The sequence below is a fragment of the Rhodococcus sp. AQ5-07 genome, from assembly GCF_009707305.1.
Taxonomy (GTDB): Bacteria; Actinomycetota; Actinomycetes; order Mycobacteriales; family Mycobacteriaceae; genus Rhodococcus_F; species Rhodococcus_F erythropolis.
The window spans coordinates 3536914-3552685 of the sequence record NZ_CP046099.1; the positions used below are offsets into that span (position 1 = coordinate 3536914).

The 15772-nt window shown below is 63.0% G+C and carries 13 protein-coding genes; 4 read left to right on the forward strand and 9 right to left on the reverse strand.

The annotated features are described in order from the left end of the window. Position 1: 1 nt before the first annotated feature. The 4 genes from puuE to GJB56_RS16270 all read right to left on the reverse strand — a co-directional run bounded on the left by puuE (position 2) and on the right by GJB56_RS16270 (position 5272). Positions 2-931 carry an allantoinase PuuE gene (puuE, locus tag GJB56_RS16255; RefSeq protein WP_020908892.1) on the reverse strand — a complete coding sequence of 310 codons (930 nt, stop codon included), beginning with the start codon at positions 929-931 and terminating at the stop codon, positions 2-4. 16 nt (positions 932-947) lie between these two features. After that, a complete protein-coding gene (alc, locus tag GJB56_RS16260; protein ID WP_020970582.1) occupies positions 948-1934 on the reverse strand; it encodes an allantoicase in 987 nt (328 codons plus the stop codon). Positions 1935-1937: 3 nt separating this feature from the next. After that, positions 1938-3182, reverse strand: a complete 1245-nt coding sequence (locus tag GJB56_RS16265) for a DUF6986 family protein (protein ID WP_113682462.1) — start codon at positions 3180-3182, stop codon at positions 1938-1940. A 62-nt stretch (positions 3183-3244) separates the two neighbouring features. After that, entirely contained in the window at positions 3245-5272 is a 2028-nt protein-coding gene (locus GJB56_RS16270) for a CocE/NonD family hydrolase (RefSeq protein ID WP_047889858.1), read from the reverse strand. Between the two features lie 140 nt (positions 5273-5412). On the opposite strand from GJB56_RS16270, the gene GJB56_RS16275 reads away from it, so the two are divergent. The 3 genes from GJB56_RS16275 (at position 5413) to GJB56_RS16285 (ending at position 8886) form a co-directional block, all read left to right on the forward strand. Next, entirely contained in the window at positions 5413-6336 is a 924-nt protein-coding gene (locus tag GJB56_RS16275; RefSeq protein WP_082148549.1) for a pseudouridine synthase, read from the forward strand. A gap of 75 nt (positions 6337-6411) precedes the next feature. Then, positions 6412-7947 (forward strand): CYTH and CHAD domain-containing protein, encoded by a 1536-nt coding sequence (locus tag GJB56_RS16280; protein ID WP_113682463.1) that lies wholly within the window; start codon positions 6412-6414, stop codon positions 7945-7947. Positions 7948-7995: 48 nt separating this feature from the next. Further along, the gene (locus GJB56_RS16285) at positions 7996-8886 is read left to right on the forward strand and encodes a universal stress protein (RefSeq protein WP_019745056.1); all 891 of its coding nucleotides are present in this window, start codon (positions 7996-7998) and stop codon (positions 8884-8886) included. 54 nt (positions 8887-8940) lie between these two features. On the opposite strand, the gene GJB56_RS16290 is transcribed toward GJB56_RS16285, so the two are convergent. Next, complete coding sequence (locus tag GJB56_RS16290; protein WP_019745057.1) at positions 8941-9681, reverse strand: VIT1/CCC1 transporter family protein; 741 nt, start codon at positions 9679-9681, stop codon at positions 8941-8943. Positions 9682-9811: 130 nt separating this feature from the next. On the opposite strand from GJB56_RS16290, the gene GJB56_RS16295 reads away from it, so the two are divergent. Further along, positions 9812-10570, forward strand: a complete 759-nt coding sequence (locus tag GJB56_RS16295) for an SDR family NAD(P)-dependent oxidoreductase (RefSeq protein ID WP_021332128.1) — start codon at positions 9812-9814, stop codon at positions 10568-10570. 3 nt (positions 10571-10573) lie between these two features. Here the strand turns inward: GJB56_RS16295 and GJB56_RS16300 are convergent, their stop codons facing one another. The 4 genes from GJB56_RS16300 to GJB56_RS16315 all read right to left on the reverse strand — a co-directional run bounded on the left by GJB56_RS16300 (position 10574) and on the right by GJB56_RS16315 (position 15747). Further along, positions 10574-11206, reverse strand: a complete 633-nt coding sequence (locus tag GJB56_RS16300) for a TetR family transcriptional regulator (RefSeq protein ID WP_019745059.1) — start codon at positions 11204-11206, stop codon at positions 10574-10576. A gap of 114 nt (positions 11207-11320) precedes the next feature. After that, positions 11321-12697 (reverse strand): putative lipid II flippase FtsW, encoded by a 1377-nt coding sequence (gene ftsW, locus GJB56_RS16305; protein WP_020908900.1) that lies wholly within the window; start codon positions 12695-12697, stop codon positions 11321-11323. A 224-nt stretch (positions 12698-12921) separates the two neighbouring features. Continuing rightward, complete coding sequence (locus GJB56_RS16310; RefSeq protein WP_230090993.1) at positions 12922-14235, reverse strand: MFS transporter; 1314 nt, start codon at positions 14233-14235, stop codon at positions 12922-12924. Between the two features lie 117 nt (positions 14236-14352). Continuing rightward, positions 14353-15747 carry an NtaA/DmoA family FMN-dependent monooxygenase gene (locus GJB56_RS16315; protein WP_113682465.1) on the reverse strand — a complete coding sequence of 465 codons (1395 nt, stop codon included), beginning with the start codon at positions 15745-15747 and terminating at the stop codon, positions 14353-14355. Between the last annotated feature and the right edge of the window lie 25 nt (positions 15748-15772).

Consider the following 15772-nt stretch of genomic DNA (forward strand, 5'->3'; position numbering starts at 1 on the left):
ATTACGCGGGGTGAATGGTCTTCCAGTGCTCGGCGATGTCGATTCGCCGCGAGATCCAGACCTTTTCGTGTGACTGCACATGGTCCAGGAAACGCTCGAGGGCGGCAGCTCGGGCAGGGCGTCCGACTATGCGGCAGTGCAACCCGACGGAGAGCATCTTCGGTGATCCGGCCGTTCCCTCCGCATACAGCACGTCGAAGGCGTCACGTAGGTGCGCAAAGAACTGATCGCCGCTGGGAAATCCTGCTGGAGAGGCGAAACGCATGTCGTTGGTATCGAGCGTGTACGGAACGACGAGATGCTTCACCGACTCTGTGCCACGCGGAACGTCTACCCAGTACGGCAGATCGTCGGCGTACGAATCGGAGTCGTAGACGAAGCCGCCGTGCTCGACCACCAATTCGCGGGTGTTCGGTGAATCGCGTCCGGTATACCAACCGAGAGGCGCCGAACCCGTCAGATCTTGCAGAATCTGGACTGCCTCGGCCATGTCGGCGCGTTCACGCTCGATGTCCACGGATTGGTAAGACTTCCAACGTAATCCGTGACACGCGATCTCGTGACCCAACTCCTGAAAAGCACTGACTGCTTCCGGGTTACGCTGCATTGCCCGCGCCACCGCAAAGACCGTGAGAGGCAGGTTTCGCCGCTCGAAGGTCCGCAGGACACGCCACAACCCGGCCCGGGAGCCGTACTCGTACAGCGATTCCATGCTCATGTGTCGATTCGGAAATGCCTCCGCCGGAGTCATTTCCGACAGAAAAGTCTCCGAAGCCGCGTCCCCGTCGAGGACGTTGTTCTCGGCTCCCTCTTCGTAGTTGAGTACGAACTGAACCGCTATCCGCGCGTCGCCGGGCCAGTGCGGATGCGGCGGATGAGGGCCGTACCCCACCATGTCCCGGGGATAGTCGTCGCGCGGATAGTCGCTCATGGCAACAACTTTACCGTCAGCGCCCGGAGATCACAGCGCGAGCAGCGTCGGTGAGTACGCCGAATACTCTCAGCCGCGCCAGGCCACCGTCCGGGAAGATGTCCAGACGGACATCGGTGACCGGAACTTCGGAATCGATCGGAAAGCGATGGCGCGTGTCCGGACGCAGCGTCGTACGCGGCAACAGTTCGATCCACTCCCCTTCCGGAGTTCGGCCGGTCAGAGCGCCCTCACCTGGACTGTTTCCGAGGAAGTACGAGGTGTCGATCTCGACGAAACTCAACACGCCTTCACCCGCGAGTTGTACTTGCACCCAGTCGTTTCCGTCGTCGCGGCGCCTGGCGGTCTCCCACCCGTCCCCCATCGAAGCAGCGCGTCCGGGGAACAGAATGTTCTGCGGTGAGCTGTAGAACATGTTGGAGCAATCGGTCACGCGGCCACCGTTTTCGAGTGCTGCGAGGTCCAACGGCCCGGCATCGAGGAAACGCGGGTCTGGCCGTGCTTCACCGTGAACACGGAATCTCGCAACGCCGCCGTCCGGATAAATGGTCAGCTTGACGTGCGTCCATCGATCCTCCGAAACCACCGAGAACGGATTCTCCGAGTCACCGTGCACGGTCGAGCGTTCGACGATGGTTGTCCACTCGCCGGATCCGGCCAGGTCGACGGGATCCGGATACCCGTCGACGGAGATTGCTTCCACCGAGATCTCGGGCGGGTAATTGCCCTTGAACCACGCGGTGTCGACCACGACGCCTCGCACCACTCCAGGAACACCGAGGCGCACGATCGCCTCGTCATGACCTGCCACACGGCGACGACGCGTCTCCCAACCGTCGTACACCTGCCCCTTGTGTCCGAACGTCGCCGGCTGGTATCCGGCTTTACCTGGTCGGATCAGGGCCTCGCGCTCGGCGAATGCCTCGTCGTTCGCCCAGATGACGGCTCCGCCGAGGGTGCGCAGTGCCAGGTCGGGCAGCAAGGTGAATTCGGTGGTGCTCATCGGTCAGTGTTCTCCTGTGATCGGTGTGGTGCGTCCTACGAGGTGGTGGAGTGCGTTGGTGTCCGCGCTCGGGGCGAGCCGGAGAACGTCGGATTCTGGATAAGCCCCCGCGTCGAGCCCACGCAGTACCACCGCTGCCAGCGCCTGGGCAGTTGCAGGTTCGTCCATCACATCGCCACCTTGGCGCCCCAGGTACGACTGGATGCGCGGGGCAGCGGCGCCGAGCGCGTTGCGGTAGAAGCCGAACGTGGCGAGCCAGCGGGTGACCAGATGCCCGGGGTGCATGTCCCACCCCTGGTAGTAACCGCGTTCCAGGGACCGCGTGACGAGGCGGTGGTGCCGAGTGATCGCGTCGCGGATCGCCGTGGCGCTCCCGACGGGCGCGACCTGAGTTGACCCGTCGCACACCCAGACGCCGGTCTGCGCGGCAGCAGCCAACATGAGAGCCTTTGCGTGGTCTGCCACCGGATGTTCGAGCGACTGATGACGCGATGCAATTCCGCAAGCCGCACTGTAATCGTAAGTGCCGTAATGCAAACCGGTCAGACGGCCGGCACCGCGATGGATGGCCTGAGCAACTGCCACAGTTCCGTCGGCAGCGATGACCGCCTGCGGGCTCTCGATCTGCAGCTCGAACCGAAGCGAACCGGTCTCGAGTCCGTGCGCCTTCTCCAGTTCTTCGCAGAGCACCACCGTCGCCGTGACCTGCTCCACCGCGCGCAGTTTGGGAACGGTGAAGACAAATCCGTCCGGCACTCCGCCGGCCGCGTCGAGCACAAGCTCGAGCGTCCTGATCGAGCGTCGACGCTCACCGGCCGGCAGCCCTTTGAACCTGATGCCGCCCCAGTTCGGCCCGGCAGGATCAGCGCTCAACGCTGCAAGTGTCCGCCCGGCCGACGTCGCTGCTGCGTCTTCTTCTTCGTCGCTGCGGCGTCCGTACCCGTCCTCGAAATCGATCCGAAAGTCTTGGACCGGCTTGCGGCCGAGTTGAACTCGCACAGCTGCGAGCGCATTCTCCGTGTCGAGATCGGCGAACACATGCGCATGGGAATCGAGCAGCGCGATCGCCTGCTCACCCCAGAGACGAGGGGTGTCGACGGTTGCATCCGCGGCACTGACGTAAATCGTGTGCACGGGCTGGATCTCGTCACGGTTTCCCGGGTACTGGGCCGCGAGCCGCTCGTCCACCGGATCCAGAAGTCCGTCCAGACGATCGTGGACGGCGGCGGAGAGTCGGGATTCTGTCATCGGACGATCTTCGCAGAACGTCCGCGAGCCCGCAGGTTCTCACGCCGCCGATCCAGTCCGGGTCAGCGACCCCCGACGAACGGAACGTTGACGAAGCTCGGCCGATCCGCAGCCAATTCGATGTGCTGCGGCTTCAGTTGGCTGTCGGCAAGCATCGGCCCGAGCGCCAGGTATCGCGGCACGCTGGCAGCGTAGACGTCGACGCGGAGCCGGTGACCGGGTTGTAGCACTGCGTCCGTCGGGAGCATGTTGATGTCGACGGCGGTGACCTCACCGGGAACCACCGGCTGACGCGTGTCGATCGTCAGATAGTGGTGCGGTTCACTGTAGTCACCGTTGGCCGAGCGAGTGCTCTTGGAATCGTCGACCGCCCGGAGCGACGCAGTCAGAGCGCCGTTCGTGATCGGTGTCGATGTTCCGTCCGGCGCTACGTCGTTGACCGTCGCTGCCCAGAATCCGTCCGTCGCGTCCAGGACTGTCTCGAGGTGGACGTTGATCGGGCCCGAGAGTGAGGTCGGCTCCGTGACTGCCTCACCGGTGAACGTCAGACCCTCCGCTTCCTGGAATCGGGAATCCTTGGAACACGACGCACCGAGCACCACGGAGATCCCGGCAGTGCCCTGAGTTCCGTCACCGGAGCAGAAGCCTCGCAGTCCGGGTGCGACTGTCAATCGCGCTGCGGCACTGGGCTGGTCACTGGTCAGTGAACCGTCGTAGGCCGCATGGGCGGCAGTTCCGCTGGGCGCGGAGTTCAGATACATACGTTCGTACGTCGCGCCCGCTCGCGGGAACTGATCATCCGTGATCCATCCGCCACCTTGCTGGAACATCGTCACCGGACCGTATCGCTCGATTCCGTTGTCGATGCCCTTGAGCCACTTGTCGAACCACGCGCGTTCGAGTACGTCGAGGCGCGGCGGCGCACCGTCCTTGCCGAATCCTCCACCGGGAGTGACGTGATAGCCGTTGCCCATGATCAACTGCTTCTGCCCGGCCGGCAGATCGATTCCGTTGTAGATCCGCGGCTCGCTGTTGGCGAAGATGTCGTGCCAACCGCCGTAGACCATCGTCGGAACAGTGATGTTGCCGACGTCAGCGGATCGGTCCTGATAGAACTGACCGTCCTGTGCGACTTGCAGAGTCGACGGTGACACGTCCTCGATTCTCTGGGCCGTCATCGCTTGTACCAGTTCAGGAATCAGGGTGCCGGGATCCTCGAGGCGGCTCGCCAACCACAGTGGATCGAAGTTGCCTTGCAGGATGTCCTGAACGTTCGGAATGAGTTTGAGCCCGTTGACCGCGGTCAGCCACAACGGCATGAACCCGACTCCGAGTCCTCCACCGGTTCCGACGATGTCGCGTAGCAGATCGTTGCCTGGTTCGACCGGGAAGATTGCCTTCAACGCAGGCGGATTGTTACTCGCGGCCTGTACGGAGTTGATCGCGGAGTACGAGATTCCGGCCATCCCCACTTTGCCGTCGGACCACCCCTGCTTGCTCATCCAATCGATGACTTCGACCGAATCCTGTTGCTCGCGCTTGCCGAGCACGTCCCAATTACCTTGGGAGAAGCCGGTTCCACGTGCGTCGACCACTACCTGCGTGTATCCGTTCTGGACCAGATCACGGTTGACGCCGAGAACCCTGGCGCCTCCGCCGGCAATGACGCCCGTCAACTCCGAGACTCCGTCGAACGGCGCCGCGAGGTCGAGCGAGTTCGCCACGTCCATCAACGTCTCACCCACCTGCGGGATCGACAGAGCTGAATCCACCAACGTGTCCAGCAGTTTCGTGTACGGAGTTATGTTGAGAACCGAAGGCGCCTTCGATTCCACAGCGCGCCCGGACGCATCCGCCGGTCGGTACACATTTGCCTGCAGAACCGTGCCGTCACTCATCGTGATGGGTACGTCCCACTCGACGGAGACGCCCGGATACTGCGGCGCAGTCTCCGTGGCCGCGAGCCAGGTCTGTCCGTCCGACCCTCCCGTCGGATCCGCGGAAGCGACGGCGCTCGGCACCGTCAATCCCACGACGCACAGCCCCACCGCAATCGTTGTCGACCTTCGACGTAGAAGTCGTGTCCTCACGAAAACCCCAATTTTCTGTTGTGATGACCCAGCCCTGCCCCCACGACAGTGACCGGCGTCACGAACTTACCGGATAGTAACTTCCGTCCCATATGTCGTCAATAGGTCTCGATGCCGCCCGGACGGCTAGCTTTGAAGATGTGTCACGATCTCCCCTTCCCGTCCGCGACGGCCTGAACCCGAGTCGCATCCGTCAGCCAGACGACGGCATGTGGGCGACGACGCTCGACTACCTGCTCGAACGGTTTCCCCAGGACGCCGTCCGCCTACGGGAGAAAGTCGCAGCCGGGGAGGTCGTCGACGAGAAGGGCGTCGCGATCACCGAGACGAGCGGTTTCGCCCCCCGGCGTTTCGTCTACCTGTACCGCGACGCTCCCGTCGAAGCGCGGGTGCCGTTCGAGATCGACATCCTCTACCGGGACGAAAACATCCTGGTCGTGGACAAGCCGCACTTTCTCGCGAGCACGCCCCGCGGGCGATACATCGCCGAATCGGCCTTGGTGCGGTTGCGTCGGGATCTCGATCTGCCGGAGTTGAGTCCAGCGCATCGCCTCGACCGCGTCACGGCAGGACTGCTGCTGTTCACCGTGCATCAGGCGGCCCGGCGCGGCTATCAGACCATGTTCGCCGAGCGCCGCGTCACCAAGGAATACGAGGCCATCGCGCGTTACGACGCGCAGGTGAGCACTCCCGTGATCGTGCGCAGTCGCATCGTGAAAGAACGCGGCGTGCTCAAGGCCGCGGAGATCGAGGGCGAACCCAACAGCGAGTCGCGGATCGAACTGATCGAGACGCGAGACGGCTTCGCGCGGTACCGGTTGACTCCCCATACCGGCAAGACCCATCAACTTCGCCTGCACATGACCTCGCTCGGGCTCCCGATCCACGGCGACAACTTCTATCCCGACTTCTACGACGTTGCCGCAGAGGATTATTCGAACCCGCTGCGCCTGCTGTCGAAGGTTCTCGAGTTCGAGGATCCCACGACCGGCCGGCTGCAACGGTTCGAAAGTCGGCGGACCCTGTCCTGGCCGGACGAATCAGGCCGTGGCGACTCGCCGTAGGGACCCCGGACCCTTCCACTGCGCCTCCGATACCGGGAGGATGGAAGCGCAGACCGCACCGCAAGAGGAGACCAGATGAGCAAGACCGCCGTCGTACCCGAAGCCGTACGGGAGATCGAGCGCAAGTACGAGGCGCCGGCCGAGCAGGAAGTTCCCGCGCTGGGTGGACTTCCCGGTGTCGTCGGCGAACCGGTCCACGACTCGATACAGCTCTCTGCCACCTACTTCGACACCGCCGACTACCGGTTACTCGCCGAGAAGATCACGCTGCGCAAGCGTGAGGGCGGCGACGACGCGGGGTGGCACATGAAACTTCCCGCAGGCGAGGACACTAGAACCGAAATCCAGCTTCCCCCGGACGAGAGCACCGATGTGCCCTCGCCGCTGGCGAGTCTGATCCGGGCGGTCATCCGCGGTCACGATCTGGTGCCGGTCGCCCTGATCATCACCGATCGGGAGCGCACCAGACTCAACGGCGAAAACGGTGTTCTGCTTGCCGAAGTGGTCTCCGACACCGTCATCGCCTGCAAGGCAGACGGTTCCGGTGAGTCGACGTGGCAGGAAGTCGAGGTCGAACAAGGCGCAGGCGGGCAAGCCCTGGCCGATGCAATCGAGTCGGTTCTACTGGACGCGGGGCTCGAGCGTTCTGCGAGTCCGTCCAAACTCAAACGAGCACTGGGCACTTCGGTCACTCCATACGTCGGCCACGAGGTCACCACTGGCAAAGCGTCGAATCCGCGAATTCTGTTGCGTAATTACCTCATCGAACAACTGCGCGCACTGGTCGCCGCGGATCTCGGCACGCGCCGCGCCGACGACGAAGCCGTTCACGACTTCCGGGTCGCAGCACGTCGTATCCGCAGCGCTCTACAGTCGTACGCCGGTCACTCCCCCAAGACCGACGATCTCATCACGGATCTTCGGTGGATCGGTGGAAAGTTCGGTGACGCCCGCGACGTCGAGGTCCAGTGGGAGCGTCTCGTGGAACGACTCGGTGAAATCGACGAGATGCCCGAGCGAGAAGCAGTGCGCGCTCGAATCGACGAGTACTTCTCGGCCAGCGGTGAAACCGCACAGGAAACCGCCCTCGAAGCGCTCGATTCCGAGCGCTACACCACACTGCTCGATCGACTCGACGAGTACGTCGGCGACCTCGAATTCGACACTGCCGCCCACCGTGTAGGAAAAAAGGCGTCGGCACGAGAGCTGGCGCATACCCTGCGCCATCTAGCTCACAAGGTCGGTAAGCGAGTCGATCACGTCTTCGATGCCGATACCCGCACCGAGCGTGACGAGCGAATGCACCGCGCACGCAAGGGCGCCAAGCGGATGAAGTACGCGATCGAGGTCATGGAACCGGTGTCGAAGAGCCGGGCCAAGCGCGCCTTGAAGCATTTCAGCCACTTCCAGGATGTTCTCGGCGAGCATCAGGATTCCGTTGTAGCCCAACATCACCTGCTCGAAATTGCTGCGGAGCAGGAGCACACCTCGCTCACCAGTTTCGGATTGGGCATGGCCTACCGACGAGAACTGGAAATCGCCGACGGGCAATCAACACTGCTCCGCAAGACGTGGAAGGAAGCCGTCAAATCAGCGTCGTCACTCTGGTGACCAGGCTGCAACCAGTCGACCGATCTCGATCATTTCAGAGGAGTAGACATGAACACACTTGCAGGACACCAGGACGTCGTCGCCGGTATCGACGGATCCGAGGCCTCGACGGCGGCGGCCCGGTGGGCAGCCTCGGTCGCGAACGCGGTGAACTCACGACTGATTCTGGCGCATGCCCTGCCGCAGGAGGGCCCGATCTACAGTCCCGCTGCAGTGATGTTGCAGTCGCAGTTCCTCAGCCAGATCCGCGAAGACGGCGAAGCGATCATCGATGCCGCCGCCGCGGTGATTTCAGCTGAATTCCCGGAACTGACCATCGAATCCGAGATCGCACCGGGCCCGGCGTCGACGCACATCCTCGAATCCTCGGGTACCGCACGCCTGATCGTGATGGGGTCGACCGGATCCGGTGCACTGCGCTCGCGGCTGCTCGGATCGACCGCACTGAAGGTGGCAAATCACGCAACCTGTCCGGTCACCGTCTGGCGTGGTTCGGCGGAGAATCCCGGTCCGGATCAACGTCCCGTCATCGTCGGAGTCGACGGAAGTGCGTTGAGCAAGAAGGCCGTCGAGTACGCGTTTCGTTATGCCGATCAGTTCGACGCGCCGCTTATCGCGGTCCACACCTGGCAGGGTTCGTCCACCTTCCGCGAGGGCGGAGCGGGAATCCTCATCGACTGGGAGGCCGTCGAGCAGGAGGAATCGGCACTGCTGGCAGAGAACCTGGCCGGCATGGCCGATCAGTACCCGGACGTGCCGGTCACCCGCATCAGTGAACCCGGCGCCGCCGCCCCCGTCATGCTCAAGTACGCCGACGACGCGCAGTTGATAGTTGTCGGAAGCCATGGCCGCAGTGCGATGGCCGCCGCCGTGATGGGCTCGACCAGCCAGAATCTGCTGCACCATGCGCCAGGGCCGGTCATGATCTGTCGCGCCTGAATTGCTGTGCGCCTTTATTAACCCCCCGCGGTTAATAAAGGCGCACAGCAGGGGTCAGGCGAGGCCCGTCCCCACCAGCTGACCTACTCCGTAGGTCACAGCCATCGCGAGCGCGCCGCCGATCACCACTCGTAGCACCGCTCTGGTCTTGCGGGCTCCGCCGAGCGTCGCGCTGATCGTCCCGGTCAGTGCAAGTGCGATCAGCACTGCGAAGAAGGCGATGGGGACGCGGATACCCGTCGGCGGCAACAGGATTGCGACCAACGGGATCGCCGCGCCGATCGTGAACGAGATTGCCGACGAAATCGCCGCATGCCATGGATTGGTGAGATCGTCCGGGTCGATACCCAATTCGACTTCGACGTGTGCCGCAAAAGCATCGTGCTCGGTCAATTCTTCGGCGACGCGGCGGGCCGTCTCCGGACTCAATCCCTTGTTCTCGTAGATCTCGGTCAGTTCCTGGAGTTCCGCCTCCGGTGTCTCGAGGAGTTCCTTCTTCTCCTTCTGCAGGAGTGCGCGTTCGGTGTCTCGCTGAGCGCTGACCGAGACGTACTCACCCAACGCCATGGACACAGCGCCGGCAACCAGGCCAGCGAAACCGGCCGTGAAGATCGCGGAGCGCTCGGTTGTGGCTGCCGCAACACCGACCACGAGGCCTGCGGTCGAGACGATTCCGTCGTTTGCCCCCAGAACACCTGCACGCAGCCAATTCAGGCGATTGTTCAAACTCGGTGCGTGAGGTTCCGATTCCCCACCGGGCGCCCCGTCGGTCAACTGCACACTGTCTCCGGACATGGCAACAGATTAGGACGATCAGTCCGGTTGCGATAGCAATCTGAGCCTGTCCTTCGCGTACTGATATATTCCCAGACAGAACCCAACCAAGCATTTGCTAGGTTATGAACGGCACACCTCTGGAGGCATTGTGAGCGCAGCACGCACCGCTTTTGTCAGCGGCGGAACCGGTGGAATCGGGTCGGCGATCGCCCTTACTCTCGCCGAACGCGGGCACGACGTCGCCTTCACCTACCGAAACAACAAGGACGCTGCCGAGCAACTGAGCGAGCAGATTCGAGCGCATGGCGTGCTCGTCCACTCGTATTCTCTCGACTTGACCGACGAGCTGTCGATCAGCGCCGCCGTCCGCGATGCGGTCAGTGATCTGGGCGCATTGACGACCCTCGTCCACGCTGCGGGACCGCACGTCCCGATGACGCACCTCTCGCGCGTGACGCCGGCGTTCTTCACCGAACAACTGAACCAGGAAGCCGCGGCATTCTTCACACTCGTCCACACCGCCCTGCCTGCGCTGCGTGCATCCTCGGGTTCGGTGGTAGCGGTGACAACCGCGGCAACGGATCGTTTTCCCGTGCGCGACGGACTCTCCGCAGGCACCAAAGGGGCTGTCGAACAACTTGTTCGCGGATTCGCCGCAGAGGAAGGACGCTACGGCGTTCGGTTCAACGCGGTAGGACCAGGCATGTTGACGGACGGAATGGCGGAGCGACTGATCAACTCCGCCGAACTCGACCAGAGCGCACTCGACGTGACAATGAGCCGAATTCCGTTGAAGCGCTTCGGATCAGCTGCCGACATCGCCGAAGCAGTATGTTTCCTCGCAAGCGACGCGGCCGGATTCATCAGCGGTCAAAAGCTCAACGTCGACGGCGGCTACACCGTCTGAGCGCTATCCACCCAACTTGCGAAAGACCAGTCGCACGGCAAGTTCGAGGTGCGCCATCACCTCGTCCGTCGTCATCCGGCCGGCAACCCACGAGACCAGACTCGACATCCAGACGTCGTCGATGACCTTCACCGCATCCATCTGCTGTTGCGAGACTTCCTCGACGCCGATCGCCTTCGCGAACATCTCGGTCACGACCCCACCGAGCGCGTTGAGTTCCGGAGTCGCCGACGCGTCCGCGAACATGTACGCCCGAACCAACGCTTCGTAACGGAGGTGATCGGTCTCGAGGACCTCCGTATTCTTGCGCAGCACAAACAGAATCCGGTCCGACGGAGTCTCGCCCGGGATTACAAAGTCCTGGAATCTGTCACGCAAACCCTCGAACATCCACAACAATGCGACGACGAGCATGTGGTTCTTGGACGGGAAATACCGGTAAACAGTGCCGATCGCGACGCCGGCGCGATCGGCGACCGATCGCATCTGCACCGCGTCGTAGCCGCCTTCGGAGGCGGATTCCATTGCGGCGTCGACAATCCGGCGAAAACGCGCTCGTTGCGACGGCGTCGTACGACGTCCGGTCACCGAGCTACGTTCGACCACCGACTGGTCTGCCTTGTCGCCACCTGCCATGTCCACAACCCTAATTAGACGTCGTTTTGCCGACTCCCAATGTAGCCGCCCAACGCAATCGTCGGGTGCATGACTGCCCGCTTCCGAGCTGGCCGCCAGTAGGACTGGCCGAGATCAGGAAGCGCGCCGCGGCCGATCGGATCGGCCGCGTCTACGTGGATCTTCCGACCAGTCGCGCGACGGTGCGCGTCGGCCCGGCGCTTGAGTCCGGCGCCTGTCGGGTTGCGGCGCCCGTCGCTCCGGTCGGCGTTGACCAGTCGGGGCCGGCTGGGCGCGGCGAGCAGGCGGCCTACGTCGATCAGTCTGTGGCTTCTTGGCAATGCCGAACCGAGGCTTGCCGAAGACCAGCGGGATCCAACCGCGACCGCTGCTCTCGGCCGAGGCGACAGCCTCGGGCTCACGGAAGGCTGCGTGCGCGATGAGCCCGAACATCAGCAAGGTGGTGATCATCGACGTTCCGCCCGCCGAGATGAGCGGTAGTTGCAGACCGGTCACCGGAATCAGGCCAACGACGTAGGCGATGTTGATGAACGCCTGCACGACGATCAACGTCGTTGCCGTCGCCGTCATGACCTTGAGGAACGGATCGGTGGACCGCTTCGCGATTCGCAGTCCGACGATCAGAACCGCGGCGAAGAGAGCAACGACGATCAGCGCACCGACCAGACCCAACTCTTCACCGATCACGGCAAAAATGAAGTCGTTGTGCGCCTGAGGGAGGTAACTCCATTTGGCGTCGGACTGCCCCAGACCGCGACCGAAGATGCCGCCGTTCGCCAAGGCGTACTTGGCCTGAGTGCTCTGGAAGTTCAAGCCTTGCGGGTCGAGATCAGGATTGAGGAAAGCCTTGATGCGATCCGAGCGGTAACCAGCAGTAAGCCCGAGCACGAGAAATGCGACTGCGGAACCGAGCGTGAGGCTGATGAACGTCTTCATCCGGAACAGCCCGAACCACAACACCGACATGAAGATGATGCCGATCGTGATCGTGGTTCCGAGGTCCTTCTCCAACACCACCAGAACCAGAACCAGCAGCGTCGTACCGCCGATCACCGGCAGCGCACGGTTGACATCCATCCGCGCGTTCATGAACGACGCAACCGTCGCCGCGGACCAGATCGCCAGAGCAAGTTTGGCCAGCTCCGACGGCTGGAAAGAAATACCCGCGATCACAAACCAGCTGCGAGCACCCATCTGCTCCGAGCCGATACCTGGAATCAGCACCAGGACAAGCAGAACAAGACACAGGATCAGCAGCCATGGTGAGGCTCTACGCATCGTTTCGGTCGGCAGCCGCACGACCGCCACGAACATCACCAAACCGATCGCTGCGAACATGCACTGCGGCCAGAAGCGGGCGTAGGACGTCCCGGACAGAACATAGGATTCGACGCCCGAAGACGACAGCACCATCAGCAGTCCGAACGCGACGATCAGCACGACCAGACCGACGATCATATGGAAATCGAACAGTGGCCGATTCGTCCACATCGCCGTTCGAGCGCGGAAGGGTGTCGATGTGCGGTCACGTTTGTCCGACGATCCACGGGGTGAGTTAACTGGCTCTCCACTCCCGCGACCGTTGGGCTTGTCTTCACTGCGACCGGTCACCACACAAGTATCGTCCCACGACTCCTAACCCATGGGTAACACAAGTCCCATGAGTCACACGGGCTCGGCCTCCCGAGGTCCATGGAGACCCACGAAATACCAGGTCACGTCCTTCGCCGGCGTCGGTCTGCCACCGCCCCCGCCAACGAGAGCGTCAACATGACCACGCAGACGGCAAGCGCGATCCCGAACGCACGTCCGTATCCGTCGGGCGACGATCCGAGTACACCGAGATACAACCCCGATACCGCGGCCAGCGAGATGGTCGCTGACAGGCGCTGAGACAGTTGAAGGAAACCCGCCGCAACACCGTTCGCGCCCGGCGGTGCATATTCGAGAGTCAGCACCCGATTGGGCGCGTCGACCAAACCGCTGGCAACTCCCGACAACACCGCCAGGACCACCAGCACCGGGATCAGATGTTCCCGCGGAATCAGATTGACCGCTGCGATGTACCCGAGGATGACAAGGATCTCGCCGACTATGGCAAAAACCACTGCACTTCGGCCAAACCTGGCAACCAGCCGCCATCCGAGAGCCGACGTCAATGCCATCGCGAGTGAGCTACCGGTCATGATCAACGCCGCACTCAGCGGGGCGAAGCCCAAACCTTCGATCAGATAGAGGCTGAGCACCGCGTTGACGGCGAGGATGGATCCGAACCAGAAGAGTGCAACCGTCGTACCCAACCGGAAGCCCCGTGAGGCGATCAACGACGGAAGCAGTACCGGCGTCCCGCCGCGCTCGGCGTACCGACGTTCCCAGAACCAGAAGGCAACGGCAGCGCCGAACGCACCGATCAGGAAAGCCGCAGCCACAGTGACACTGGTTCGGGTCACGATGGGCCACAACAGGAGCCCGGTCGTAGTCGCCAGCAGACACAGCCCAACCGGATCGATCGATGCGCCTGATCGGGTAGTTCGATCACGGCGCAGAAAGCGAAACGCCAAAATCAGAGTGATCACGGCAAACGGCACGTTGAGAACGAGAAGCAACCGCCATCCGAAGTCGGAGTCGGAATACTTCAGCAGAACGCCACCGAGGATCGGTCCGGAAACGCCGGCCAGACCACCCGCGGTGCTGTACGCGCCTAACGCCTTCGCCCGAGCCTTTCCGGACACCCGGTCGGTGATGATGCCGAGCACCTGCGAACTGATGGTGCCTGCGCCGATCCCCTGCCCAAGACGAGCCAACACGATCATCGACGGATCCGACGCACATGCTCCGAGGATTCCCATCACAGCGAAAATGCTCAGCCCCGCCAAGAACAAGCGTCGACGCCCGACGACGTCACCGAGTCGGCCCGCCGGCACAAGGGCCAAGCCGAAAGTCAGCGAATAGCTCGCAAGGATCCACTGCACCTCGGAGGTCGACGCGCCCAGCGACGCCCGGATCGACGGAACCCCGATTCCGAGCACCGCCGAATCGAGAAGAGTGGTGAAGCCCGCGGCTACGCAGACGATGATCTCCCAGCGGACGGCCGAATCGAGCTTGGTGGATTCGGCCGCCGCTGTGACCGTGTGGGACAGGACCCGTTACCCCGCAGCTTCAGACGCGGCCCGACGCGTGAGCGGCGGTCGCAACCCCAAGTGCTCTCGCAGCGTCGACGTGGAGTACTCGGTGCGGTACGCCCCACGCTCCTGCAGTTCCGGGATCAACCAGTCGACGATCTCGTCGAGCCCGGTCGGCACCAGGTACGGCGAGATGTTGAAGCCGTCCGAAGCTCCGTTGCGCACCCAATGAACCAACTGATCTGCGACCTGCCCCGGAGTGCCCGCAAAACCCGAACGCTGCGAGGTCTCGATGGCGACCTGACGTAGGGACAGATTCTTTGCCTCGGCGAGAGCCCGCCATTCACGTGCAACCGCAATGGGGTCGTTGCCGTCTCGTGCGGAACCGCGCGTCTCGGACACCGGGCGGGCAACCGGATCTTCCTCCGGTAGTGGACCGTCCGGGTCTCGGTCGGAAAGGTCCTTCCCCCACACCAATCCGACGAGGGACAGTGCGGTTTGACCGGTGAACTGACCTTCGAGGACCCACCGCGCCTTCTCCTCGACCTCGGACTCGTTCTCCGCCAACACGATCTGCGTGCTGGGCAGGATCTTGACGTCGTCCTCCGGTCGCCCGACGCTACGCAACCGAGCCCGAATGTCGTCGGCGAAGTCGAGCGCGCCGTCGAAATGCGTCCCGTGTCGCGAGAAGATGACGTCGGCGTGCGTCGCCGCGAAATCGCGTCCAGTCGGCGAATCGCCCGCTTGAAAGATGACCGGATGTCCCTGTCTGCTGCGGGGAAGCGTCGGCGTCACGGTGATGTCGAACTGCGAAGTCTGGCGGCGTACGTCGCTCACGGCTCCCGGAGTCGACCAGTTCTCGGACGTGCGAGAGTCCGAGATCGCGTCGTCGGCCCACGAATCCCACAGTGCCCGCGCGGTTTCGATGAACTGCCCGGCACGCTCGTAGCGCAGGGCGTGGTCGAGGAAACCACCGCGACGGAAATTCTCTCCCGTCCAAGCGTTGTCGGTGGTCACCGCGTTCCAGCCGGCCCGTCCGTCGGAAAGTAGATCGAGGCCGGAGAGTCGACGGGCGAGGTCGGCCGGTTCGTTGTACGTGGTGTTCTGTGTCGCGACCAGCCCGATCTTGTCGGTGATACCGGCGAGGGCGGCCAACTGCGCAATGGCGTCGGGGCGGCCGGCGATATCCAGATCGAGAATCTTGCCGTTCTGCTCGCGAAGGCGAAGGCCCTCACCGAGGAAGAAGGCGTCGAACAGGCCTCGCTCGGCGGTGAGTACCAACCGCCGAAACGTCTCGAAGTCGATCTGGGATCCGCTCGAGGAATCGGACCAGATGGTGGTGTGGTTGACCCCTTGGAAGAAGACGCCGAAGTGAACGTGAGCGTCGGGTCGAGGTACGGCGGAGCGTGATGCAGTCATAGCCGAAATGTCCTTAGCGCGAAGT

What these genes read in the sequence shown, in the direction of transcription:
- GJB56_RS16280 (WP_113682463.1), top strand. Translation starts at nt 6,412, where the DNA reads ATGAGCAAGACCGCCGTCGTACCCGAAGCCGTACGGGAGATCGAGCGC.
- ftsW (WP_020908900.1), bottom strand. Translation starts at nt 12,697, where the DNA reads ATGTGGACGAATCGGCCACTGTTCGATTTCCATATGATCGTCGGTCTG.
- GJB56_RS16315 (WP_113682465.1), bottom strand. Translation starts at nt 15,747, where the DNA reads ATGACTGCATCACGCTCCGCCGTACCTCGACCCGACGCTCACGTTCAC.
- puuE (WP_020908892.1), bottom strand. Translation starts at nt 931, where the DNA reads ATGAGCGACTATCCGCGCGACGACTATCCCCGGGACATGGTGGGGTAC.
- GJB56_RS16285 (WP_019745056.1), top strand. Translation starts at nt 7,996, where the DNA reads ATGAACACACTTGCAGGACACCAGGACGTCGTCGCCGGTATCGACGGA.
- alc (WP_020970582.1), bottom strand. Translation starts at nt 1,934, where the DNA reads ATGAGCACCACCGAATTCACCTTGCTGCCCGACCTGGCACTGCGCACC.
- GJB56_RS16265 (WP_113682462.1), bottom strand. Translation starts at nt 3,182, where the DNA reads ATGACAGAATCCCGACTCTCCGCCGCCGTCCACGATCGTCTGGACGGA.
- GJB56_RS16300 (WP_019745059.1), bottom strand. Translation starts at nt 11,206, where the DNA reads ATGGCAGGTGGCGACAAGGCAGACCAGTCGGTGGTCGAACGTAGCTCG.
- GJB56_RS16290 (WP_019745057.1), bottom strand. Translation starts at nt 9,681, where the DNA reads ATGTCCGGAGACAGTGTGCAGTTGACCGACGGGGCGCCCGGTGGGGAA.